Annotated in this window: 20 protein-coding genes; 15 read left to right on the forward strand and 5 right to left on the reverse strand. The window is 38.1% G+C overall.

Features of this window, described 5'->3' with window-relative positions; all coding sequences use genetic code 11:
* The first annotated feature begins 123 nt into the window (after positions 1-123).
* The 6 genes from H6G73_RS18580 to H6G73_RS18605 all read left to right on the forward strand — a co-directional run bounded on the left by H6G73_RS18580 (position 124) and on the right by H6G73_RS18605 (position 6,303).
* Entirely contained in the window at positions 124-1,206 is a 1,083-nt protein-coding gene (locus H6G73_RS18580; protein WP_190607183.1) for a peptidoglycan-binding protein, read from the forward strand.
* A gap of 139 nt (positions 1,207-1,345) precedes the next feature.
* On the forward strand, positions 1,346-2,263 hold the full coding sequence (locus H6G73_RS18585; protein ID WP_190607185.1) for a S66 peptidase family protein: 918 nt from the start codon (positions 1,346-1,348) through the stop codon (positions 2,261-2,263).
* A 40-nt stretch (positions 2,264-2,303) separates the two neighbouring features.
* Entirely contained in the window at positions 2,304-3,107 is an 804-nt protein-coding gene (locus H6G73_RS18590) for an FkbM family methyltransferase (protein WP_190607186.1), read from the forward strand.
* Positions 3,108-3,182: 75 nt separating this feature from the next.
* Positions 3,183-4,289, forward strand: coding sequence for a methyltransferase domain-containing protein (locus H6G73_RS18595; RefSeq protein ID WP_190607188.1), 1,107 nt, complete (start codon positions 3,183-3,185; stop codon positions 4,287-4,289).
* 20 nt (positions 4,290-4,309) lie between these two features.
* Positions 4,310-4,963: a glycosyltransferase family 2 protein gene (locus tag H6G73_RS18600; RefSeq protein ID WP_190607189.1), complete on the forward strand. Its 654-nt coding sequence runs from the start codon at positions 4,310-4,312 to the stop codon at positions 4,961-4,963.
* 17 nt (positions 4,964-4,980) lie between these two features.
* The gene (locus H6G73_RS18605; RefSeq protein ID WP_190607191.1) at positions 4,981-6,303 is read left to right on the forward strand and encodes an ABC transporter substrate-binding protein; all 1,323 of its coding nucleotides are present in this window, start codon (positions 4,981-4,983) and stop codon (positions 6,301-6,303) included.
* Positions 6,304-6,368: 65 nt separating this feature from the next.
* Here the strand turns inward: H6G73_RS18605 and H6G73_RS18610 are convergent, their stop codons facing one another.
* Together H6G73_RS18610 and H6G73_RS18615 are read right to left on the reverse strand one after the other, a co-directional pair.
* Positions 6,369-8,096 (reverse strand): succinate dehydrogenase/fumarate reductase flavoprotein subunit, encoded by a 1,728-nt coding sequence (locus tag H6G73_RS18610; protein WP_190607240.1) that lies wholly within the window; start codon positions 8,094-8,096, stop codon positions 6,369-6,371.
* A 264-nt stretch (positions 8,097-8,360) separates the two neighbouring features.
* Entirely contained in the window at positions 8,361-8,678 is a 318-nt protein-coding gene (locus tag H6G73_RS18615; protein ID WP_190607193.1) for a hypothetical protein, read from the reverse strand.
* 295 nt (positions 8,679-8,973) lie between these two features.
* Here H6G73_RS18615 and rpsB point away from each other — a divergent pair, with 295 nt between their 5' ends.
* The 6 genes from rpsB (at position 8,974) to H6G73_RS18645 (ending at position 17,205) form a co-directional block, all read left to right on the forward strand.
* Positions 8,974-9,768, forward strand: coding sequence for a 30S ribosomal protein S2 (gene rpsB, locus H6G73_RS18620; protein ID WP_190607195.1), 795 nt, complete (start codon positions 8,974-8,976; stop codon positions 9,766-9,768).
* A gap of 165 nt (positions 9,769-9,933) precedes the next feature.
* On the forward strand, positions 9,934-10,860 hold the full coding sequence (gene tsf / locus H6G73_RS18625) for a translation elongation factor Ts (RefSeq protein WP_190607197.1): 927 nt from the start codon (positions 9,934-9,936) through the stop codon (positions 10,858-10,860).
* A gap of 324 nt (positions 10,861-11,184) precedes the next feature.
* Positions 11,185-12,066 (forward strand): hypothetical protein, encoded by an 882-nt coding sequence (locus H6G73_RS18630; protein WP_190607199.1) that lies wholly within the window; start codon positions 11,185-11,187, stop codon positions 12,064-12,066.
* A 96-nt stretch (positions 12,067-12,162) separates the two neighbouring features.
* Positions 12,163-14,649 (forward strand): ATP-dependent DNA helicase RecG, encoded by a 2,487-nt coding sequence (gene recG / locus H6G73_RS18635; RefSeq protein WP_190607201.1) that lies wholly within the window; start codon positions 12,163-12,165, stop codon positions 14,647-14,649.
* A 57-nt stretch (positions 14,650-14,706) separates the two neighbouring features.
* Positions 14,707-16,200 carry an ATP-binding protein gene (locus H6G73_RS18640; RefSeq protein ID WP_190607203.1) on the forward strand — a complete coding sequence of 498 codons (1,494 nt, stop codon included), beginning with the start codon at positions 14,707-14,709 and terminating at the stop codon, positions 16,198-16,200.
* 531 nt (positions 16,201-16,731) lie between these two features.
* Positions 16,732-17,205 carry a DNA phosphorothioation-associated protein 4 gene (locus tag H6G73_RS18645; protein ID WP_190607205.1) on the forward strand — a complete coding sequence of 158 codons (474 nt, stop codon included), beginning with the start codon at positions 16,732-16,734 and terminating at the stop codon, positions 17,203-17,205.
* Positions 17,206-17,215: 10 nt separating this feature from the next.
* Here the strand turns inward: H6G73_RS18645 and H6G73_RS18650 are convergent, their stop codons facing one another.
* Entirely contained in the window at positions 17,216-18,406 is a 1,191-nt protein-coding gene (locus H6G73_RS18650; RefSeq protein ID WP_190607207.1) for a DNA sulfur modification protein DndB, read from the reverse strand.
* Positions 18,407-18,510: 104 nt separating this feature from the next.
* The gene (locus H6G73_RS18655) at positions 18,511-20,112 is read right to left on the reverse strand and encodes a DGQHR domain-containing protein (protein ID WP_190607209.1); all 1,602 of its coding nucleotides are present in this window, start codon (positions 20,110-20,112) and stop codon (positions 18,511-18,513) included.
* A 183-nt stretch (positions 20,113-20,295) separates the two neighbouring features.
* On the opposite strand from H6G73_RS18655, the gene dndC reads away from it, so the two are divergent.
* The 3 genes from dndC (at position 20,296) to dndE (ending at position 24,434) form a co-directional block, all read left to right on the forward strand.
* Positions 20,296-21,897 (forward strand): DNA phosphorothioation system sulfurtransferase DndC, encoded by a 1,602-nt coding sequence (gene dndC / locus H6G73_RS18660; protein ID WP_190607211.1) that lies wholly within the window; start codon positions 20,296-20,298, stop codon positions 21,895-21,897.
* Between the two features lie 161 nt (positions 21,898-22,058).
* Positions 22,059-24,047, forward strand: a complete 1,989-nt coding sequence (dndD, locus tag H6G73_RS18665; protein WP_190607213.1) for a DNA sulfur modification protein DndD — start codon at positions 22,059-22,061, stop codon at positions 24,045-24,047.
* The gene (dndE, locus tag H6G73_RS18670; protein WP_190607216.1) at positions 24,048-24,434 is read left to right on the forward strand and encodes a DNA sulfur modification protein DndE; all 387 of its coding nucleotides are present in this window, start codon (positions 24,048-24,050) and stop codon (positions 24,432-24,434) included.
* A gap of 149 nt (positions 24,435-24,583) precedes the next feature.
* Here the strand turns inward: dndE and H6G73_RS18675 are convergent, their stop codons facing one another.
* A complete protein-coding gene (locus tag H6G73_RS18675; protein ID WP_190607218.1) occupies positions 24,584-26,332 on the reverse strand; it encodes an SWIM zinc finger family protein in 1,749 nt (582 codons plus the stop codon).
* Positions 26,333-26,383 lie beyond the last annotated feature (51 nt).

Below are 26,383 nucleotides of genomic sequence, written 5' to 3' on the forward strand. Positions count from 1 at the left end.
CCTGTCCCCTGTCCCCTGTCCCCTGTCCCCTGTCCCCTGTCTCTTGCTATACCAAGTCTCACAAATTATCCAGATGCCTCTATAACTAGTTAAAATTTAATCATGTTTTTGTCATCATCGGTTATGAGGCTTTATTTTCCCTCAATCATCATTGCTGCATCTTGTTTTTGCTTCAGTTTATATCCTAGTCGGGGTTTAACAACTACCTCTAACCTGCCATCTACTCAGTTAACTTCTCTTGCCATCGGTGCTAAAGGTGCGGAAGTGCAAGTATTACAAGTTCAACTCAAGGCATTAGGCTACTACAGCGATGTCATTGATGGTAACTTTAGTAAAACTACTCAAAATGCGGTAGTCGAGTTTCAAAAATCTAAGGGTTTAAAAAGAATAGATGGTGTTGCTGATCTCACAACCAGAAAGTATTTAGAAACGGCTTTATCTGGACAAAATAAATGTCCAACTAATTCCGCAATTCCAGCACCAGCAAAGATTCAACCACCGGAAAATAAAGCAGATTTTAATTGGTGGATGTTTTTAGGATTTAGCAGTTTGGGGATGATTGGTGGGTTATTTCATCTTACCAGAAAGTTCCATACTGCTAAGTCTGTACGCTATTTAAGCGGTTCAGAACCAAAACTTTTAAATCCAGCCAAAGATGAAAATGTGCAAACATTATCTATTCAAGCTACAACCACAAATGCAGCACCAATTACCCAGGAATTAGTTCCATCTGCCACAACTTCAGTGTTGATAAAACCCAGTATTATAGAAGAGTTAATTGAAGAACTACGTCATAGTGACCCGATAAGACGTAATAAAGCTATTTGGAATTTAGGTCAGCAAGGAGACTCACGGGCAATTCAGCCTTTAGTGGAATTGATGTTAAATGCGGATTCTCACCAACATAGTTTAATTTTGTCAGCTTTAGCAGAAATTGGCATTCGTTCTCTCAAACCAATGAACCGCGCGTTAGCTATCTCTGTGCAAAATGACAACCCCCAAGTGCGACAAAATGCCATTCGTGATTTAGTGCGGATTTCTGATTTAATGGTGCAAATGAATCAGATTGTCTGTCATGCCGTGGAAGATACAGACCCAGAAGTACAAGCGACGGCTAGATATGCTCTCAAGCAAATAAATCGCCACAGATTTTTTGCTGATAGCCAAATTTTACCGGAAAAAACTACGGAAGTGTCTGAAATTTAAAACTTGAATTTAAGCAATGCAATTTCAAAGCTAAACTGACATTTCTCCGGCAATCAAAATCAAAATAGTCATGCAAAATCATGATAAATTCTTCTGCATATTACTTTGTGCATTTAGCATTTAATCAATTCTTCTTGGCATGTCCAGTTTCCCCCCTTTACCGTCTAAAATTTTACCTCCTCCTCTCCAACCTGGTGATTTAGTCACAGTAATTGCCCCTAGTGGGGCTTTGCGAGAATATGCAGCTTTGGAAAAGAGTGTAGAAATTTGGCGATCGCACGGCTACCGAGTCAAAATTAGCGATAATCTAGATACTAGACACGGTTATCTCGCTGGTACAGATACACACCGTCGTCACCAACTCCAACAAGCATGGCAAGACCCAGAATGTCGTGCTATCCTCTGTGCGCGAGGTGGTTTTGGTAGTACCCGCATTTTAGAAGATTGGCACTGGCAACAAAATACAGCCTATCCCAAATGGTTGATTGGCTTTTCTGATATCACAGCCTTGCTTTGGAGTCTTTATAACGCTGGCTGTTGTAGTGTACATGGACCCGTACTCACTACCCTATTAGATGAGCCAGAATGGTCAATACAGAGGCTATTTGACTTGGTAGAAGGTCGCCCTCTTGCACCGTTAAAGGGTCAAGGTTGGGGTGGTGGTGTGAGGAAAGGGATATTGCTTCCAGGTAATCTGACAGTAGCGACTCACCTGTTAGGGACAAGCCTTTTACCACCACTAGACGGTGTAATTTTGGCTTTTGAAGATGTCACAGAACCACCCTATCGCATTGATAGGATGTTAACTCAGTGGCGTTTAAGTGGGCTTTTATCACAAGTCTGCGGTATTGCTTTAGGAGGATTTACCAAATGTGAAGCACCACCTAACATACCTAGTCTGAGTGTAGAGGAAGTTTTGGGCGATCGCCTATCTGATTTAAATATTCCCATCGTGGCTGATTTACCCTTTGGTCATGATAACCCCAATGCAGCTTTACCTGTAGGAGTTATGGCAACTTTAGATGCAGAACAAGGTATATTAACAATCGACTCATAAATTTGTGTAAATTCTAATTTAAACAGCAGAAAATTTATTTATGGATAAAAATTTAATCATTGATGTTGGTGTTCACATTGGTCAGGATACGGAGTTTTATTTAAAAAAAGGTTTTAAAGTTGTTGGCATTGAAGCTAACCCGGATGTTTATCAATCTACAAAAAATCGCCTCCATTCATATATTGAAGATGGTCAACTGACGCTGTTAAATGTTGCCGTTTCGTCCAAAGATGAACCAATTACTTTTTATGCTAATTTAGACAAAAGTATTTGGGGAACAACTTCCTTAGATTGGGTTAACCGCAATCAAAATTCCTTTGGCACAAGTTATACAGAAATCACGGTAGAAGGGCGCAGATTTGAGAATATTTTATTAGAATTTGGTATACCTTACTATCTCAAAATCGATATTGAAGGTGCTGATTTGTTATGTCTACAGGCATTAAGACAATTTGACACTAAACCAAAGTTTATTTCTATCGAATCCAATAAGACTGCTTGGGCTGGACTCTTAGAAGAATTTTCCCTATTAAAAGAACTTGGCTATCAGAAATTTAAAACTATTAGTCAAGAAACAGTATGTCAGCAAGTGTGCCCCTCACCTGCTAAGGAAGGTAAATATATTCAACATGAATTTGAATTTGGTGCCAGTGGACTATTTGGAGAAGAAGCACCGGGTAATTGGCTATCAGAAAGTGAAGCAATTAAAGTATACAAAGGAGTTTTTTGGTATTACAAAATCTTTGGGGTTAATGGTATCATCTACCGCAACTCCATTGGTAAAAGGATTTTAGATACGCTCAAAATTAAAGAACCTTGGTACGATACCCATGCCAGTTTATAACTCATGATAATTGACAAATTTAAGTAGATAAATCATTAGTCAAAATATTTATTGGTTCTACCTCACACAAACAAGATGTCTAGACAATATATACCCAATGCTTTTTTAACAGTTGAAAATTCTCAAGTTACAGCTATATTTGCCTGGAGTCAACGTTCACCAGAAATTATTCCTTATCTATCTTGGTTAACTATTTTAGAAATATTTGTGCATGAGCATGACATTGAATCTGCTTACCAAATTTTTCAAAATATCAAAGTTGCCCCTGTAAATCAGGAAATAGAAAGTGTAATTCAAGGTTATCAAAATTTAATTAATCAATCTATCATATTTTTATCAGATAAAAGCCTGACTTTATTCGCTCAAGGTTTTCGCAGCTTTATTGAAAAAGAGGAAGAATATGAACTTGCACCCCTTAGCCACAATAATTATCAGGTATTATCTCAATTTTTTGCCCAAACTAATATCAAAAATGATTTAGACCAAATCAACAGCATTGAAAGCTTTTGCCAATTAGTCATATATCTAGCAAAAATCGGTTTGTTATCCATAGCAACCTACACCATCAACTGGGGAGATTTGAAAAAATCGGTTCCTATTTGCCAAGCTTTTGGTATTACTAGAGGCAAGCCTGTTGATAGATACTATTTAAATCAATTTATTCAAGAAATTAAAAATCAAATAGTCGGTAATATTTTAGAAATTGGTGGTACACCAAAAGATAAAGACTTCTATGAAGTTAATCCTGGTACATCATATCAAGTTATGAATATTGAACCAGGACTAGGTATAGATATAGTTGGTGATGCTCATGATGTATCTATAATTCAACCAGCATCTTTTGACTCCATTGTCATTTTTAATGTTCTGGAACATTGTTACGCACCATGGCAAGTAGTAGAAAATATCTATACTTGGTTAAAACCAGGTGGTAAATGTTTTGCTATGGTTCCTAACGCAGTCAGACTCCATGCGACACCTGTAGATTATTGGCGGCCTTTACCTGATGCTTTTGCGTGGATGTTCCGCAATTTTTCTCAGCAAAAACTCTATATTTATGGTAATCCTATTAGTGTGATTGCTAGTTATCATGGTATAGCCGTAGAAGAATTAACATCGGCAGAACTAGACGCATTTCATCCTGACTTTCCTGTTGCTACTTGCATCGTTGCCCAAAAATAAAATTTACCAGGTGTATACAGATGAGTCCCATTAAATTTGATATTAATCCAGAAATTAGCGTTATTCTTTGTACATATAATCGAGCCAATTATTTAAATAGATGTATTGATAGCTTAGTTAATCAAACATGTACCAATTGGGAATTGTTAGTTATAGATGATGGCAGTGATGACCATACCTTTACAGTCGTCAATGCTTACGTTGATAATTTTGCCAATATCCGCTATTTAAGACATAAAAATAAAAAACAATGTTATGCCAAAAATGTAGGAATTCAGGCTTCTTTTGGTAAATATATTACCTTTCTCGATAGCGATGATGCCTATAAACCCAATCATTTGCAATCACGCATAGAATATATGCAAGCGAATCCAGAAATTGACTTAATTGAAGGCGGATTTTGTAGTGAAGAAGAAATTTGGCTAGCTGACTTTTTTCAACCTGGTAAATTCATTAATTTAAAAGATTGTGTCTTAGGCCCTACCTTCTTTGGTAAACGCAGTGTCTTTTTTCAGCTACAAGGATTTAATCACATGAATTATGGAGAAGATGCTGATTTTTGGAAAAGAGCCGAGCAAGTATGTAAAACTCAAAAGATAAAAGCGCCAGAAACTTACATTTACACTAGGGCAGAGACCAGTATTACCAAAACTTTTACTGAAAAAATATCTTAAAAATAGCTGAAAATACTATGCAGATTAATTTGTTTACCCCTATTACTAATTATTTCCGTCATACTCTGCGACGCTATATCGCCTTAGGTGTTACCTTGAGTTTGTGCCTTGTATTTTTATCAAGTTGCCAAACTAGCCTACGAAAAAATAATAATGTCACTCATGTTACTCTATGGCAAGGTCTGAACCCTCCTGTTAATCGAGATGTTTTTAATAAATTAGTTGATAAATTTAATCAGCGTCATCCAGATATTCACATCGATTCGGTATTTGTAGGTACATTTGATCAACAACTACCAAAAATCTTGACAGCAGTTGTGGGTAACTCTGCACCAGATGTTTTATATTTTTATCCACAAATTACAGGTCAATTAGTAGAATTAGGAGCAATTGAACCGTTAGAAAATTGGTTTGATAAATTATCTTTCAAATCAGAAGTAGACCCCAATTCATTAGAAGAATTGAAATTAGATCAACGCTTGTGGTCAATTCCCTTGTACACAAGTAACATGGGTGTTTTCTATCGCCCCGATTTATTTAAAAAAGCTGGTATCACTGAAACACCAAAAACTTGGGAAGAACTCAGACAAGTTGCCAAAAAATTAACTATAGATAAAAATGGCGATAAACGACCAGAACAACATGGAATATTACTACCTTTAGGGAAAGGGGAATGGACTGTTTTTAGTTGGTTTCCCTTTTTATTAAGTGCAGGAGGAGACATAGTTAATAATGACTATCCCAACTTAAATAATAATGGTGCTGTCTCTGCTTTAAAGTTTTGGGAAGAATTAATGAAAGATGGCATAGCTACCCTTTCTCCCCTGGAAAGAGGTTATGAAGAAGATGCTTTCTTAACGGGACGTGTAGCTATGCAAATTACTGGGCCTTGGACTTATATTGCTAAATCTGACGTTCCCTATGGCGTGTTTCCCATTCCTATGGATAAAAACCCCGCTACAGTCATCGGAGGTGGTAATTTATATTTGATGAAAACTACCCCAGACAAAGAAAAAGCCGCATTAAAGTTTTTAGAATTTGTTTTAAGTGAAGAATTTCAAACAGAATGGGCAAAGGGGACAGGATTTTTACCCATTAATTTGAAATCAGCTGCTAGTTCAGAATATCAGGAATATTTGAAGGAAAAACCTTGGTTAAAAGTGTTTATAGACCAGATGGATGTGGCTAAATTTAGACCAACTATACCTGGCTATAGTCGTATTTCTGATAGCTTAGGGAGAGCAATTGAGGCAACTTTATTAGGTAAATCTTCAGCAGAAGCTGCATTAAAAGAAGCACAGGCAAGATTAGATGTAATTTGGGGAAGCGAAAAGAATTAACCATGGTAAAGACGCTCTTTCAGAACGTCTCTAAAAAATTGATGCAGTTTAATTTATAGGAGGATCTAATACTTCCTTTCCTGTGGTGTAAACATGTTAATTACCACTGACATATATTGAATATCAATACCCGCAGGAGAATAATAGGCCAGAGTATGTTTTAAAAAATTGCTATCATCACGGTTGGGGAAATCTTCGCGAAAATGTGCGCCCCGACTTTCTTGGCGATTTAAAGCCGATGCCATGATAGTTTGTCCAACTACCATTAAACTTTGCAGTTCTAAGGCTTCTACTAATTCTGTATTCCAACAACTGCCTTTATCATCTAAATAAACTTGGGAATATTGTTGTTGTAATTCTGTAATTTTCTCCCAACCTTGGTGCATTAATTCTTCAGTTCTAAAAACCCCACAAAACTCCGTCATTGTATCTTGAAAAGCTTGACGAACTTGGTTAATTCGATATTTTCCTGGCTGTGCTAATAAAGTTTGAATTTGCTGTTGGGCTGCTTGAATATAGCGTTGTTCATCTACATTTGGTAATTTACGATTTTGTACATACCTGGCTATACTTGCACCAGTACGTTTACCATAAACTACACATTCTAATAGAGAGTTACTACCGAGGCGATTAGCACCATGAACGGAGACACAAGCCGTTTCTCCAGCGGCAAAAAAGCCTGCAACCAAATCATCAGCACTGCGGCGAACTTGCCCTTCGGTGTTCACTGGTATACCACCCATACAATAGTGAATGGTGGGACGTACAGGCATAGGTTGAGTAACGGCATCTACACCAACTAAACGATGGGCTTCTTCCCAACAAAAGGGAACGCGACTCATGATTTTTTCTTTGCCCATGTGTCGCAAATCGAGATAGACAAAAGGCCCGCCAGCACTACCATCGGAATTTATACCACGTCCTGCCCGAATTTCATAGGCGATCGCTCTAGATGTGATGTCACGAGGAGCCAATTCCATTCTACTCGGTGCGTAATTCGCCATAAAGCGATCGCCCTCTGCATTAATTAAATACGCCCCTTCCCCCCTTACCGCTTCAGAAATTAGCACTCCCACGGGATACAACCCAGTTGGGTGAAATTGGACAAACTCCATATCCTCTAGAGGTAAACCAGCCAAAGCCGTCATGGCCAAACCGTCACCGGTGGAGGCATAATCATTAGAAGTGGTGTTATAAACACGACCATATCCCCCCGTCGCAAACATTACGGCTTTTGCCCGCAACACCTCAATATGCCCATCTAGCAGGTGAAACATCACTATACCCTTAGCTTCACCCTCTTCTAAAATCAGGCGCATTACATACCATTCTTGGTAAATTTGCACACCATAACGACGCAGATTATTGACCAACTCGTGTAAAATTGCATGACCAGTTTTATCAGCCGCGTAACAAGTACGGTTGTGAGAATGCCCACCAAAAGCCCGTTGAGCAATCCTACCATCAGGAAGACGGGAGAACAGAACCCCCATATGTTCTAAATCAATCACCACATCTGGTGCTTCCTGGGTGAGAATAGCCACTGCATCTTGGTCGGCTAAATAATCAGAACCCTTGACCGTATCAAAAGCATGGGCTTCCCAACTATCATTTTGGTCAACATTTTTCAGCGATGCAGCCATGCCACCTTGGGCCGCTACCGAGTGAGAACGAATCGGATGGGTTTTGGCAACTACAGCTACATTTAACTTGGGGTCAGTTCGGGCAATTTCCACCGCTGCTCGACAACCTGCCAAACCACCCCCAACAATAATTACATCATGCTCTAACATCATTTACCCCCAACAACAAAAAAATACCCTGTACCATAGACAGGGAAGTAATCTTAAGTTTTAATTTTAAATTTGGATTAAGAAGGTGACATAGTTATAGCAGGTGACAGGTGACAGTGCTAAAAGTCTTTGGTTGTCTAAGTTGTAGTTTGAGTTAATATCCTAACTACCTTGTCTACGGCTATAAATGGAAAATGTCAACCTGTGAAAACTAGATTCCAACTAGATTTTCCCTTCCTGATTCTACTTATTCCTAAAATTCCTTTAACTAGTTGCTTCTATTGGTTTTTGCTGTGAAACATTACCAGGTATAGGTTGTGTTTTTGTTCCTGGTTCTACTGCTGTCAACTCGATGTGATTCAATAAAGTGGTAACAAAGGCAAACAGCAAAAAGGGTAGTGTGAGAAAAACTACCAGCCCCACCGTTGCTATAGCATACACGGGCTGTCTAGCACCCATTAAGCCCAAAGCTGATGCCAAACTGATAGTAATTGTAATCAACCAAACTATTATTTGACCGTAGATATCACCAAAGGTTAAGGTACAGACAAACCGATAGTTTTGAATATTATTCTTGTTCATCAGAATTTGCCTCAAGTCTTTCCTATAGGTTCTACCTTAGAGCTATGTTTGGCTCCCGTGGAGTTTCTACAATATTTTGCCAAGGTTTGTAATATCACTTCATAATTTCTGGGGAGTTCAGCAGCTGTAGAAATCAAGCTGACAAAAACGGAAATCTGTCTTTACTAGGCGGAAAAAATGACACAATTATGCTACCCTAGAAAAGTTAACTAATCTCGCACATCCAGGAATTCGGGTGTTTCAGTCACAGAAACTACGCCTGGATGGAGGTTTAACCCGAATAGGAGTTTAAAATATGCCAGTTGTTTCATTGGCTCAGATGATGGAGTCAGGGGTTCACTTTGGGCATCAAACCCGCCGTTGGAACCCAAAAATGTCTCCCTACATTTACACTGCTCGCAATGGTGTACACATCATTGACTTGGTACAAACAGCCCAGTTAATGGAAGAGGCTTACGCCTATGTACGTACTCAAGCAGAACAAGGTAAGAAGTTTCTGTTTGTTGGTACTAAGCGTCAAGCAGCAGGAATTATTGCTCAAGAGGCAAGCCGTTGTGGCGCTCACTACATTAACCAACGTTGGTTGGGTGGAATGCTCACCAACTGGGCTACCATTAAAACCAGAGCAGAACGTCTGAAAGATTTGGAACGACGGGAAGAAAGCGGCGCTCTAGATTTATTGCCAAAGAAAGAAGCTTCCATGTTGCGGCGGGAAATGGCCAAGCTGCAAAAATACTTGGGCGGAATTAAAACCATGCGGAAGGTTCCTGATGTGGTCGTCATTGTAGACCAACGTCGGGAATATAACGCAGTTCAAGAATGCCAAAAACTGGGTATTCCCATTGTGTCTATGCTGGATACAAACTGTGATCCAGATGTAGTTGATATTCCTATCCCAGCTAATGACGATGCCATTAGATCGATTAAGCTAATTGTTGGTAAATTGGCTGATGCGATTTATGAAGGTCGTCACGGTCAGTTGGATGCAGAAGAAGATTACGAAGATTACGAAGGTGCTGAGGAAGAATACGATTACGATGAAAGTGAGTACACAGACTCACTGATTCCCGATGACGAAGACGAAGAATAAGTAACTAAAAACAGGAGGATGAAGGATAATTAGGCTCACACTTCATACTTCATCCTCCTGAAATTAAATAGTTCATAGGTTTTTCTTCACCAGCCCTGAGTAAGATAGAAATACTCAACACCCGTGAGCAATTAAACTCAAGGTCAAGTTAGGAATTAAGGCAACATGGCGGAAATATCTGCAAAACTCGTCCAAGAGCTACGCCAAAAAACCGGTGCTGGCATGATGGACTGTAAAAAAGCCCTGAAAGAAACTGAAGGCAATATTGATGAAGCCATTGATTGGCTACGGAAAAAGGGCATTGCTTCTGCGGGTAAAAAAAGCGATCGCGTTGCGGCAGAAGGTCTAGTAGAAACCTACATTCAGCCTGGTGGCAAAGTAGGTGTGCTGCTGGAAGTTAACTGCCAAACAGACTTTGTTGCCCGGAACGATGCGTTTAAATCTCTAGTTAAGAATTTGGCACAACAAGCGGCAACAGCTGATAGCGTTGAGTCTTTGTTGGCCCAACCTTACGTTGAAGATGCCAACGTTACTGTTGATGAAGCCATCAAGCAAGTAATTTCCACCTTGGGTGAAAATATTCAAGTCAGACGCTTTGTCAATTTTTCTCTAAATGAAACCGCAGGAGTTATAGACAGCTACATTCACACTGGTGGTAGAGTAGGTGTCCTATTGGAAGTAATTGCTCCTGCACATGAAGAAATTCAAGGCTTGGCCAAGAATTTAGCAATGCAAGTTGCTGCTTGTCCAAACGTTGAATATGTTTCTGTAGACGAAATTCCTACCACAGTTGTCCAAAAAGAAAAGGACATCGAAATGGGTAAGGATGATTTGGCCAATAAGCCAGAGAACATCAGAGAAAAGATTGTTCAAGGACGAATTGACAAACGTCTCAAAGAAATGACTCTGTTGGATCAACCTTACATCCGTGATCAAAGCATTTCTGTAGAAGACTTAGTGAAACAAGTTAAGTCTACAGTTGGTGGAGAAGTGAAAGTTAGCCGCTTTGTCCGCTATATCTTGGGTGAGGGCATTGAAAAGCAAGAAAGCAACTTTGCAGAAGAAGTTGCAGCCCAAATGGGTCAAAAGTAATTTTAGTGGTGAGTGTAGGTCAAGAGCGATGCTCCACCTCACACTTTTCAATGGTCAGTTATTAAGAAGTTGTAGTTAACTATGAGTTATTGATGATGAACCATTGACTAATTACTGCTCAATATACAGGTCAAGCGGAAACGCTGGCCTGTATTTTATTAAGTTGTTACAGTTATTTTTGTACATTTGTACTAAAATAATGGCAGTTTTCACTCTCCACAAAATACAGGCAGGGATTCTCAGGTCAGGGAACAGAACAAGAAAATTTCTAATTGATTTGGCTGAGGTAGTTAATCAAGTTCAGGTGAAAGATTACGGACAGGTATGGCAAGAGCAATTGAGCGTATAGAACAAGATATCACTGGACTCAAGGAAGCGATCGCCCACATCGCCAAAGAACTACACAATGCTTATGCCGGTTATCTGAGTGTTTTAGGGCCAACTTTGCAAAAACAGTTGATTCTGGCAGCTTACCATCTTTGTACCCAAGGCTATGCCGATAAATTCTTGAAGTTGTCCCTCAATCAAAGGCAGCAATTACAACAGGGTATCCGCAAACTGGGCAAAAAAGCAGCTGAGGAATTACTAGTCTATCTCCATGGTTCAGGGGAGGAGGAAGAAGAGCAGGAAACAGAAGCGATGGAGGAGATGGAAGAAACTTTAGAGATTGAGGAAGATGAAGAATCGGAGAATGATCAGGAAATCGAGGAGGATATTGACTCTGACATCAATAACAGCCAAACCATTGACCCAGGTAATCCCCTGGAATTGTCAGAATGGCAGCAAGACTTAGAAGAAGCCATTCAAACTACTCTGAAGGAAGTCTCCCACAACACCAACGTCTTAATCCAAAAAGCGGGCATCTTACCACAGAAATTACCAGAACAGATTTTAGCAGCAGCGGCTGCGGCAGCATCGGAAACTGCGGCAGAAGTCATACCTGGCCCCCCTAACATCCTCAATTTAGTGATAGAGGTAAGTAGTGAGAAAAATTCAGAAGACTCTAGTCTCACTCAAATTATGACTATTAACTTACGGCTAACTGAATTGGAATTTGCAGATACTACACTATTGTCAGGACGCAAGCAGATTCGTAATATTTTAGTGCAGCTAAATAAACTGGGACGAGAGTATCAAAAGAAACATAGAGAACTAAAAATCGCAGAAGCTGAAGCTGCATGGCGAGCTAGTTGGTTTGAGGATTAGGAGGTAATAGTGAATGTAATATTGTTGTCATCTTCAATTCCTAAATTCCTGAACCCTTGTTAGCGTAGCTTGGCGTTAGCCGTACTTCTTCCTTCCATGACCAATGACACTCCAGATTGGATCAGATTGCACAAAGCCTTATCAGTAGAAGCAGAACATGGCTTTATCGATTTGGTGGGTAAACAGTATCGCTTCAGTGAATTTCTCAGTTTAACTTTTGGGAAATTCCCTACAGTTTTACCTGCCATTGAACGCCGTCGTTGGCAAGATATGGCAATGCAATTTGCTAATTATCCTTTTTTGGAAATTGAAGAAAGAAAAAATTTAGTAGTGCAGGTGCGGAGGTATCTTTATCAACTGCAAAAAGAGCAGGAAGAGAAAGAACAAAAACAACAAGGTGTAGAAGAACAGGGTAAAGTTTATCAAGCCAAAATTCCCAATAAAGTCCCCATTATCCCGGAAGTAAGTAAGCGACTAGCGCCCCAAATTGACCAAAAACTGAAAGATTTACCGGAAATAGGCATTAGGAAAGCTGACAATTTAGCGAGATTGGGTTTATATACTGTTCGCGATTTATTATTCTATTATCCCCGTGACCATATTGATTATGCTCGGCAAGTAAATATCCGTGAATTGGTAGCCGGGGAAACGGTGACCATAGTTGCCACTGTTAAACGTTGTAATTGTTTTACTAGTCCTAAAAATCAAAAATTATTAATTTTAGAATTACTGCTACGTGATGATACTGCACAAATCAAAGTTGGTCGTTTCTATGCAGGTAGCAGATTTACTAGTCGGGGTTGGCAAGAAAGTTTAAAACGTCGCTATCCTGTAGGTAGTGTGGTAGCAGCTTGTGGTTTGGTCAAGGCTAATAAATATGGTTTGACCTTGGATAATCCAGAATTAGAAGTTTTAGCTCATCCTGGAGATTCCATAGAGTCGTTAACGATTGGGCGAGTTGTACCCATATATGCACTGACTGAGGGTGTAGTAGCCAATACCGTGAGACAGGCAGTAATTACAGCTTTACCAGCAGCATTGCAGTTAAAAGACCCTTTACCGCGTGGGTTAAGGGAAAAGTATGGTTTGATGGAATTGAAAGATGCGATCGCTAATATTCATTTTCCCCATGATAGCGATGCTTTAAGAATAGCCCGTCGTCGTCTGGTTTTTGATGAATTTTTCTATCTACAAGTAAGTTTATTGCAACGTCAGCAGAAAGCTAGAGAAATTCAAACTAGTGCCATTCTCGCACCCCAAGGCCGACTAATTGAAAAATTCCACGAAATTCTCCCTTTTCGACTCACCAGCGCACAACAACGAGTCATTAACGATATTCTCAACGACTTACAAAAATCTGTCCCCATGAATCGTTTAGTCCAGGGTGATGTAGGTTCGGGGAAAACCGTTGTGGCAGTAATTGCGATATTAGCGGCCATTCAATCAGGTTATCAAGCAGCTTTAATGGCTCCCACGGAAGTATTAGCAGAACAACATTATCGTAAGTTAGTGAGTTGGTTTAACTTGCTACATCTACCAGTGGAACTATTAACAGGTTCGACCAAAACAGCGAAACGTCGGGAAATTCACTCGCAATTAGAAACAGGTGAATTACCTTTATTAGTAGGAACCCACGCCTTAATTCAAGATAAGGTGAACTTTCAAAGATTGGGTTTAGTAGTCATTGATGAACAACATCGGTTTGGAGTAGAACAACGTGCAAGGTTACAACAAAAAGGTGAACAACCCCATGTTTTAACTATGACTGCTACCCCCATTCCTCGTACATTAGCATTGACGGTTCATGGAGATTTAGATGTTAGTCAAATTGACGAATTACCACCGGGAAGACAAAAGATTCAAACAACATTGTTAACTGGTCAACAACGACCCCAAGCTTATGATTTAATGCGTCGAGAAATTGCCCAAGGTAGACAAATTTATGTGGTTTTACCTTTGGTAGAAGAATCGGAAAAGCTAGATTTAAAATCCGCAGTAGAAGAATATGAAATGTTACAGGAAAGTGTATTTCCTGAGTTTCAAGTTGGTCTTTTACATGGACGTATGAGTTCCGCGGAAAAAGATGAAGCAATTAATAAATTCCGGGATAATCAAACACAAATTTTAGTTTCTACAACGGTTGTGGAAGTTGGAGTTGATGTTCCCAATGCCACGGTGATGCTAATTGAAAATGCTGAAAGGTTTGGTTTATCTCAATTGCATCAATTACGCGGTCGAGTTGGTCGAGGTGCTGCCCAATCTTATTGTTTATTAATGAGTAGCACTCGAAATCCTGATGCACAGCAAAGATTGAAAGTTTTGGAACAGTCTCAGGATGGGTTTTTTATCTCGGAAATGGATATGCGTTTTCGTGGGCCAGGAGAGGTTTTAGGAACACGACAATCAGGTGTACCAGATTTTACTTTAGCTAGTTTAGTAGAAGATGAGGAAGTATTGCTGTTAGCGCGACAAGCAGCAGAAAAAGTTATAGAAATGGATGCAAGTTTAGAACGTTGGCCATTAATGAAAGCTGAGTTAAAGTATCGGTATGAGCGGTTGATGGGGGGAGCGATTTTAACTTGATTGATGATGACTCCTAGAGTTTAATTATTTGCCCCCGCACCAATAGGAATCAAAATTATGAAATTGAGTTTAAATATTCGCTCGTTTCGATTGCGTATTGCTTTGTTTGCCGCTTCATTAGCAGGTAGTACACTGATTAGCTTTGGTTTTGCTGCTTGGATATTGATTTATAAAACTAAAATTGACCACTTAGATGCAGAAATTCAAAGTCAGTTATTACAAAATATATCCCGCAATCCTCAGAATGAAAATACTTTACAAAAATCAATAGCAATATCTGTAATTAATAGAGATGAAACTGTTTTACATCAATCTCTGAATTGGCCAAATGATTGGAGTATAAAAAAACTCTGTTCTCCTTCCGAGTTAAATTGTCCACCGTTTCCCCATCCTCCCATAATTAGACAACGACTACCATTCTTTTACCCGCAATTTAATAACTTTCCTGGTCATAAGTCACCACTACCTCCTCCTCCATCTCCACTCATGCTATCGTCTATTGTCACAAAAGACACAAACCAAGGCTTGTGGAGATTCGGTGTACTTACTTCTCCTGACCGACGAATAGCGATCGCTATTAGTTTACGGGAAGTTGACCGAGAAATGGCAGCCATCCGCAATTTATTTCTAGTTGCAGTGCCCATTTTACTCATTTTAGTAGCGATCGCTGCCTGGTGGCTATCAGAAAGTGCCTTAAAACCCATCCAAAAACTCACTGGAACTATTCGCGGTGTGACAGTCAAAGGATTAGATCAGCGTATTCCTATTGGAACGACAGATATTGAATTTGTGGAATTAATAGACGTTTTTAATCAAATGATGGAACGTCTAGAACGGAGTTTTCAACAAGCATCCAGATTTAGTGCAGATGCAGCACATGAATTAAAAACACCATTAGCAATTTTACAAGGTGAATTAGAACTAGCTTTACATAAAGCTGAACCTGGTTCTCAACTCCAACAAAATTTAAGTAACCTATTAGATGAAGTCCGACGGTTAAGTTCTATTGTCAGAAAACTATTGTTATTTTCGTTAGCAGATTCTGGGCAAATGCGTTTGCATAAAGTCGATTTTAACCTATCCCAAGTCCTAGATGATTTAATTGAAGATATAGAAATGCTAGCTCCTGAGTTATCAGTAACAACAAATATTTTCCCTAATTTATGGGTGAAAGCAGATAGAGATTTATTAATTCAAATTCTGCAAAATTTAATTAGCAATGCTATTAAATATAATCTGCCAGATGGTTGGATCAAAATTAATGCTAAAAGTGATAAAAGTATTGTTTATTTAACTATTACTAATAGTTCTCAAGATATTTCCCCTCAAGATAGAAAAAGGATATTTGAACGCTTTCATCGTGGTGATCCCTCTCGTAATCGTCAAATTGAGGGTATCGGTTTAGGTCTCAGCTTATCACGGGAAATTGCCCGCGCTCATCATGGTGATTTATTATTAGATAACACTCCTCAAGGTGAAACTGCATTTACTCTCAAGTTGCGTCAAAATAATGAAATGAATATCATACCTGCTAAATCTGAAGTTGTATAGAATAAAAAATTAATAATAATTGAAAGCAGATAAACACAGATAAAGATATACAAACATAAAGTAGTCTTCTTTTTCAGCAAACCCGAATTAAGGGTGTTATTATCCTGTCTCCCCTTCAGCAATTGCGATATAACTGGTTTATGCAGAAATTCAAAAATTATTTTTCCCCATCCTCCCTGCTGTATTAATGATAAGTATATCTGTAACGAGATGCTACGCGAACAACTGGATATGATATTGTTTCCAGGACTGAAAATTTTTATAATGACTAGCGCATAAAAAAATTTTTTTAGTATAAAAGGGAGCATCCCAAATGTGTAAGTTTTTTTTGCTTGAGTTCAAGACTTGAAATGAACGAACCACGTTCGCGTAGCGTCTCGAAGAGAAGGAGCGAAGGACACGAAGGTAAGAAGGAAGAAGAGAGTTTTTGGTGTTGCTGCGGTTATTTTTGCAAAATTGGGATGCTCCCGTATAAAATGTGATTATTTTCTATTTTTCGGTTAAAATAATTACACTCTATATAATCGAGCAATGGCAGAAACTGGTAGAATCAGGGTTGCTAAAGATAAAGCTGATTTGGTGAAGAGTTTAACTTCCTCAAGTGGGAATACCGGGCCATTTCAGACCTTTGCTGATGTGATTGTCTTTGCTGCTGCTTTAGGTGCAAAGTACAACAAGCGTGTTCCTTTAGGTGAAATTTCTAAACGTGAACCAGCACCAATTAGATTAGAAGTTTTTGCTACGATGGGGCATGAGACATTAGTTAAACTATTAGGAATTGTAGCCACCAAAAACATTAAATCATTATCTATTCATGAAGAAGAATATGAAAGGCAAAGAAATGAAATTTTTGAAGAATATGCTAATGGTGGATTGGAAATTTTAGAAAGTGAATTAAGAGGAGCGATAGATTATTCAGAAAGAATTTTATTATTTATTCAATATGAAATAACTAATGCACAAGAAGTAAATCAGGAATTTAACTTCAGCAAATTCCTGACTTAAATCTTACAATTTATCCCCATCCCAGCTTAAATTTGACTATTTTTACTGCATCTGTCGCAGCATGAACACCTGTCGATAACCTATAAGGTTTGTCTGGATTTTTGGGTTGAGGATCAACTCTAACTATAGTATCTCTCCAAATCTCGTTTCCTCTAGACCAATCTATACTAGCTAGCTGTGATACTTTATCTAGATCAAAATAATTTTCAGAGCGATTATAAGTATTATATAGTAGTCTTCCTAATACTTCCAAACCTACACTTACACCAAGCAGACAGTCATCTTTAAATGAACTTATATCAGTTTCCGTTAATTCATTAGAATTTGTTGCTGCTATGAACTCAGTATTACTGCATTTGGAAAAGAAATAATTAAGACAATTAACTAAAGCTTCAGAAGCACTTTCTACATCTAAATCTTTAAGTTCATCGCTTGGATCATTAGTAAAAACGCAACTCACAAATCGAGCAACATAATTCATTGTGTAAATCAACTTTTGTTTTGTGGAAGGAGTTGCCTTAATTTTTTCTGTTTTGTCCTTAAACATAAAAACTCTTTTTACTAACTCCTTACTAATACCTACTCTTCCAGAAAATTCTCCAAAAGATAGTAATAGAGATTTATCAAGCTGTCTAGTTTGTGCCATATCTCGGAAATCTGCCTGACATTGTTGGAAATTTCCTTCTAAAACTAGAGTAATAGCAAAATCATCATCACTAATCAAGTGACTATTATGACTTTCTATTAATTCGTGAATTGCCCGTTTACGATGTTGTCCATCAGTAATATCTAACTTCACAACACGGGGAATAACAACAAGACAAATACCTCTAGCAAATTCCAAAACTTTGATGTCTTTCGGTTCGACATTTGCTGTTATAGTTCCTACAATCCAGGGCTTTCCTCTATTGGAACGTTCAATAATATATTGCTTAATTTCTTCAGCATGACCCTTGACTTCTGGACGATTTTTACCGGAGTCTGGATCATTATTGTCTGATGGTTTTGTCTGTAAAAGTCCTGAAAAATCACTAGCAGGGACATTAATTTGCAACATTGTCCGTTTCCCTTGCCTAAAAATTAGCCCTGGATAGCACCTTTCGCGGTGATATTTAGAAAAAAAAGGCTCCATAAATGCGCTGAATTTAGACTGCACTTCAGGATTTATGAGATTGCTGTTTTCTTCATTATATTGATTCATATCAAGACTTGATACAATTAACTCTATTGATTATCATAGTAAATCTTACTGAGGTATTTAAACATCAGTAAAATCCACAAGTAATAGATTATGACGCAAATCATCTAATTAAGAATAGATGGAAGTCCTACTTGCTGCGGAGATACCAGTTTTCCGTCAAAATTTATAGTATTGTCTTCTATAGTTCTTGCATCAGCTATAGCCTTACGCAAAGATGCTATTTCTACTGCGTCGTTAGTACCCCCCAAAATATAAATTAATAACTTTGCAGCTAAATCTCTACCTGCAACCTGCACCCGCTTTTTATTTGGGTCATATAAAACCCCATACCATAAAGATTGAGGATATTCCATCCCACTAAAGCCACCTTGTTGGTCAAACTTCCGCAATTTCTTACAAATAGCTTCCAACGAAAAACCCTTTTTAAATACTAAGGTTCCCAATGCTTGTGCTAAAGCCACTTGAGAAACTGGACGGAAAAGCATATTGGCTTCCCCTCCTCCCTTTTCAAAACTAAAACGTCTTAAAACAGGAGTATCTTCATGGTCTAAAATCTTATAACTCGGCAAAGTAGCTAAGTTATCAAATAGCTTTCTAAATTCTGCAATACCTTCCTGTAATTCCTCATCTTCTGGACGCATAGGAATTAAACCTTTTTCTAAAGGTTTCCAGTGGGGAAATTTTTGTCCCAAATATCTTTCAGACATGTCTTGTAAAGCTTGCAGCGTCGTTAATACAGTAGAATTAGCCGCTACTGTGGCACTATTCCAATTTACACGCGGATTTCTATTAGGTTTTTGTGCTAAAAGTGGATGAGTTACCGCAATATTTCGCGCTACAATTGCAAAACCATCATCTTCATTTAGCTGTGCTAATTGTCCCTTTGTTAAAGGTGCAGCCATCAAGTTGACGTGAACGAAAATAGACCTGACTCGTCGCTTCGCTTCGGTGTAAGTTTCTCCAACATTAACGGCACAAATAAATTCAATACCGATTTTTTCTTTGGGTAAACTTTGTAAATAAGCAGGTTCCACTTGATACTGTTCTATTAAGTCATTCACATTAATAAAACTATCATCAGCCGCTTTATCCTTTTTATAACGTTGGAGTTTACCAGTTTTGATTAACTCCATTAAACCTTGTACACCTATCAATCTATGCTGTCCATCAAGAGCATAAATCGTTACATTGTCCTCAGAGACATTTAATAAACCAACTTTACCTTCGTTATCTAAGGGAATAAAATCAGTCGTAGCTTTTTTAGCCCTTCCTTCGCTGTTCCATTCTGCTGCTTTTGGGTTATCTACCCAAGGTTGATTAATTACTACCAATACAGCTGGAAATTTATGATTTTTTCTAGACGCTAAATAATGAACTAATGCGATTTGACGTGACCAGTCAAGGGGGCGCTGCTGAATTTCATCAATACTTTCAGCATCAATTTCTATATTTTGAGTTTCCGGATTGTACTTTTTTTGCAGCAATGGTAAACCAGAAGCGAAATGCACTCGATTTGCAAACCATTCTAATGAGACGGAACCAACATACGCTTCAGTCCCTCCCATTTCGGTTTTTTGAACCAAAATTTGGTCTTTTTTCTCCAGGAACTTGTCCAGTAATAAAGCTAACAGATGTTTGTCCTTATTTTCATACTCTGCATATTCTTGAGCAATATCATTGCTTGGGTTATGTGTACTATTTTTCATGTTTTTAAAAAATTTTTTTTCTCGCTAGTAGCATTATGTCCCAAAAAATTGCATACTAAAATTGTACTTATTATAATTTTTATTAAGCACGCATATACGCAATTAAATTTTTCATGTAAAAACTTAATTGTAATAAATATCAAAAATAAATTTTAGTTTATATATATTTACCCGTAGAGAGTAATGACCAAAAAAGAGAATCCCAAAGATCAGAATAAGGAAAATCGCAAAGTAGCAGATTTTGTGGAAGATATACAAATTCTGTCAAAGGAAATTAGAGAATTATACTGCTTTGATCAGATACCTTGGGTGTTAGGTTATTCAGGGGGTAAAGATAGTACAGCTACTTTACAACTTGTTTGGAATGCGATTGCTGAATTACCACCTGAAAAAAGAACGAAAACTATTCATATAATTACAACAGATACAGGTGTAGAAAATCCTTATGTTTCCAACTGGGTACGTAATTCTCACCAAAAAATAGAGTTAGCTGCTATAGAACAGGATATGCCTGTTAAACCTCATATGTTAGAACCAGAAGTTCAAGAAACCTTTTGGGTTGGTTTAATTGGGAAAGGTTATCCTGCACCTCGTCAAAAATTTCGTTGGTGTACTGGTAGATTGAAAATTAATCCATCTAATCGTTTTATTCGTGATGTTGTTAGGAGTAATGGAGAAGCTATTGTAATCTTGGGAATTCGTAAAGCAGAAAGTGCTACTCGCGCTGCTACTATGAAAAAGCTTGAAGAAAAGAGAGTAAGAGACCGTCTTAGTCCTAACGCTAATTTACTTAATTCACTTGTGTATAGTCCTATTGAAGATTGGCGTACTGATGAAGTTTGGCTATATTTAATGCAGTGGCAAAATCCTTGGGGTCATAGTAACGAAGAATTATTTAAAATGTATAGAGAGTCAACAGCAGATAATGAATGTCCTTTAGTTGTTGATACTTCTACTCCAAGTTGTGGTAGTTCACGTTTTGGCTGTTGGGTTTGTACACTTGTTGACAGAGATAAATCTTTAAATGCAATGATTCAAAATAATGAGGAAAAAGAATGGTTACAACCTATAGTCGATTTTCGTCGGGAATTAGATATTGAAAATGACCGTGAAAAAAGAGACTTTCGTCGGTTGAAAGGCGAAGTTCAACTATTTGAGCGTAATCTAAATGGTGAAAAATCAATTGAGCCAATACCAGGCCCGTACACAAAATATTGGCGTGAGTATTGGTTGAGAAAATTATTAACAGCCCAAACCGAAATGCGTCAAAATGCTCCAGAGAATATGCGTGATATTACACTCATTTCCTTAGAAGAATTGAGCGAAATTCGTAGAATATGGTTGGAAGAAAAGCACGAATTTGATGATAGCTTACCCCGTATTTATAAAGAAGTGACGGGAGAAGAATTTCGTGACCCTCGTCCTGGTGCTGATTATAGTCTCCTGGGTAGTGATGAATGGGGAGTATTAGAAGAAATATGTGAACACGATGCTATGCACTTGGAATTGATGGCGAAATTGTTGGATACAGAACGCCAATTTAGAAAAAAAACTCGTCGAGTGGGTATATACGAAAGCCTAGAGAAATGTTTTGACTCTAGTTCTCGTTCCCCAGAAGAAGCAATTAAAAATGCTCATCTAAAACGTGATTTAAGAGAAGCAGTGAGTGAAGGTGACGTTGCTAAATTTAAAGAAAAATTTCAACAGTTAACTTTAGGTGATGCTGCGAATGAAGATACAAAACCTGTTAATTGGGGAAGTGTAAAATTTAAGAAGCACAAGTAAGGAATATTTTGCAAATAATAACATAGTCTTGATGATTATCAATTGCAGCTAAAAAACTAGTCTGTCTACATGCACTAGTGAAAATCATATAATTTAGTTCTTGTGTGTCGATGTGAATTATATTTACACTGTATATTTTATGATGCAATAACTCAATAACTATGATATTTCTTGAACTTGTTCTCCAAAACTTCGGCCCTTATTCTGGACGACAGGTAATTAACCTGAACCCCAAAGTAGATGATGATAATATCTGTCCAATTATCCTCTTAGGAGGAATGAATGGTGGTGGTAAAACTACCCTGATGGATGCCATTCGTTTAGCTTTATATGGTCAACGCGCTCAATGTTCTACTCGCGGTAATCTGAGTTATACGGATTTTTTAAATCAATGTGTTAATAGTAAAGCCGACCCAGTAGAAAAAACCAGAGTTGAATTAGTTTTTGAACATATTGAAGAGGATAAGCCTGTAAAATATCGTGTGATAAGAACCTGGGAAAAAAATCCTAAGGATGGTAAAGACTCTTTGGGGATATTAGGTGATGATGATACCTGGCCTGTTGATTCTTTAGTGAATATCTGGGATGAATATATAGAAAATATTCTACCGTTGGGAATTTCTAATTTATTTCTCTTTGATGGTGAACAAGTTAAGGAACTAGCTGAACAGGAAACACCACCACCTATTGTGGTAGATGCAATTAATGGACTGTTGGGATTAGAGTTAGCAGATAGATTAGCTGTAGATTTAGAGATTTTAGTCAATCGTAAAAAAAAGGAATTAGCTGATAATCAAGATTTGGCAAATTTAGAAGAAATTGAAGCATGTCTTGTTCAGCAACAAGAAGATTACGACACCACTAAAGCTGAATTAGACAATTTAGCACTGGAATTGAAAGACTTAATTTTAAAACAACAAGAAGCTTTTGATAAATTTATTGCCGAAGGTGGAAAAATTGCTTCAGAACGTAGTCAATTGGAAAAACAAAAAGAAGAAAAAACTAAATTAACAGAAAAAATTCGCCAATCTTTATGTGAATTGGCTGATGATGTATTACCCTTAGCATTGATTCATAATTTATTATCCCAAGTGCAAGACCAAGGTGATAAGGAATTTCACACTCAACAAATGCAGTTAGCAAAAGATGTTTTAATCGACAGAGATCAAAGATTATTACAGTGGCTAAATAAATTAGAAATTGACAAAGATACAGTTAATGATATTCAATTATTTTTAATTCAAGATATCGATAATTTATATACAAACAATTCATTGTCAGAAACTAATTGGCTGAACGCTGACGAAGAAAGTTTAAGTTTGCTTGACAATTTATTTTATCGCCTAAAAATCTGCCAAGCTAGAGCAAAAAAGGAACTAGAAGAACTGAATAATTATGAGGAAGAAATTCTCACATTAGACCGTCAAATGCAAACTGCTGCTGCACCAGAAGCATATATTAAGTTACAAAAAGCTGTAGAAACGGCGCAGACTGAAGTGGCTAAGGCTAAGGCTAATTATGAAGCTACCAGCCGCTATTTAGGAGAATTAGAAGCAGCTATTACTAAGTCCAAGAAAGAATTAAATGAATATACCATAGACAATATTAAATATAAAAACAATGAACATATTATTAATGCAGCCGCTAAAGTGCAAGCAACATTAAAGGTGTTTCGAGAAAAGTTGACTTTGCGAAAATTGAATAAGTTGGAAGAAGAAGTTAAAAACTGTTTTCTTTATTTATTACACAAATCTGATTTGGTACATCGCATCGCTATTGATGCTCGTACATTCAGTTTGTCTTTATATGACTTAAATGGTAAATCTGTTCCTAAACATCGCTTATCAGCTGGGGAAAAGCAACTTTTAGCGATCGCATTTCTCTGGGGTCTAGCTAAAGTCTCAGGACGACGGTTGCCTGTAGCTATTGATACTCCCCTTGGTAGACTGGACTCATCTCACCGTAATAACCTAGTAGAAAGGTATTTCCCCTCTGCTAGTCATCAAGTAATCTTGTTATCTACTGATACAGAAGTTGGCAAAAAAGAAGTCGATACACTTAGAGAAATGGAAGCGATCGCTCGTGAGTATCTCCTTCAATATAACTCCAGTCAACGCGAAACCACCATTAAAGAAGGTTATTTTTGGTAAATGGACTCTCCAATTGAACGCATTCGGCTTTCTCAAACAGCAAAAGAACAACTGTTAAAACTTAAACGCAGCACAAAAATTGAACAATGGAATATTCTTTGTCGTTGGGCTTTTTGTCGTTCTCTGGCTGAACCTACCCCTCCTTCACCTGTGCCTATTCCCCAGGATAGCAACGTAGAAATGACTTGGCGTGTCTTTGGGGGTGAAATCGCTGATATCCTGCTTTTAGCCTTAAAACAACGCTGTTATAACGATGGTTTAGGTACAGATAAAGAAACCCTGATTACCCAATTTCGTCTGCATTTACATCGGGGGATTGGTTATTTAGCGGGAGATGGCAATATTAAAAGAATTGAAGATTTAATAGGGTTGGTTAATAAGAAATAGTATTTTTAATTTTGGGATTTGTGGCGTAAATATTTTTGTCTCACGCATGTGCCGTAGGAATTTCCGTTCGCGTTAGTGTCTCCGAAGGAGAAGGGTAGACGCAAGGACGCAAAGAAGAACGCAAAATATCAGTAGATTTTGTGAAAGATTTATTCCATATCTGCGCTATTAAACATAGTCATAAATTTACGTTTGCGTCCATGATTTTCTATTAATTGTTGCCGATATTTTACCCAATCTGGTTGTCTGTTGGAGGCTAAATAAGCAGCACGTACTTGTTTTAGCCATTGAATTGCATCTGCATATTGTTCTGATTTACTAGCATTGATGATTAATTCGGCACGACGACGACCATTTGCTATGACCCAACCAGGTTGATGGGGGATAGCTGCTGTCATAACTTGCTGAATTAATGGTGAATAATCAGGGCTGAGGTCACGGACAATATTGATGGCATCGTCAATTAAACCTTCTGATAAAAATATCTCTACCTTGGCTGCTTCCGTTCCCCATGACCCATAACGGCGCATAATTGCTAATAAATTTTGCTTTTCTGCTTGCCAATTTTTACCTGATAAAGCTGCTATTTTGTGATACAAGTCTAAAGATGGTTGTTCTTTAAATATTGCTCTTATAGCTAATAAATGAGTTTGATTGTCTCCTAATTCTTGGGCTAAATCACTCGTCCAAACTCCTAAGTCATCATGACAATCACCAGGTAAATTCAGCCCAGTCTTGGCAACATTTAAAGCTTGAGATAATGCTCCTTTTGCTCGTAAATTTTTCGCAAAAGTAAAAGCTTGCTCAATGGAAGTCATGTGTGTAAAGGCAACAGTCATTGCTTCTTGTACTCTACCCAAACTGGTCAACATTTCTAAATACTCTTGGGTCTGACCTGTAGCTTGGGCTAAATTTAAGTATTCCTCATATCTGCCTTCCCTTTTGAGGATTTTCAGGCGAATAAATACCAATCTATCACTATAATCGCTGATGCCTCTGGAATGACCAGCGAGAATCTCCATTAATTCTGGGTCATCCCAATCTTGATGTAAAGCTTCCAAACTCAAACTAAAGTCAGCATCCCATTCATCTTGCCAAGTTTCTAATTCGACTTGCAAATCAACTCTTTCTTCGGGTGTGAGTGTGGTACTAAGAATAATTTCACACCAGGCTAAATTAAATTCTTGAGCGATCGCATCTTGATCAAAACCATAGTCCGCTACCTGATGCCAATTTTCTACGCAACTGGAGGTAATTGCTGACAAAATAGCGATCGCTTCTATGCCTTCACCCCGGTCATTATAATCTAAGGCAATTTCCACTAAACTCCATAATTTCTCTATAATCGGGTCTTCTTCCTCTGCATCTAGCCAATTCTCGACCCCATCCTGCAAAATCTGATCCACCTGTTGCCGAAACATCTCAATATCCACATTCACAGCCAAAGATGTACAGGGTCGATACTCTGGATATTTAGCCATCCAATGGATATGCTCTTCAATTACATCAATTAATTGGGGGTTTTCTGCCACTAACTCCTGTATTAACCGTTGAGTTTGTCTGTAATCAAGTGGTTGGAGAAGTTGACTTAAGGAAGGACGTTGTTCTATCCTTTCTGGTTCGCGTAAACAGGCCAGTAAAGTACAAACAATATGCTTACACCAATCCTCTAAATCGTAATTACAAGTACAACTGGAGCAATTTACACCCTCCTCATCCCCATAGACACTAACGTAAGCGGGTTGGCATTCAAGACCCTGAACCTCTGCCTGTAACCATTTTCCCCTTTGAATCAAGCTAATTACGGCACCAGCGGCATAATATGCCTCCCCGCGTTGAAATGATTTGGCATTGGCATGACGACGGATAGTAAATTCACTGAGGTTAAAAATAGACATGAAGCGATCGCTTGAAAATCCAACTTAAAGATTAAGTAGCTGTTGAAGATG

This window comes from Richelia sinica FACHB-800 (assembly GCF_014698825.1).
GTDB lineage: Bacteria > Cyanobacteriota > Cyanobacteriia > Cyanobacteriales > Nostocaceae > FACHB-800.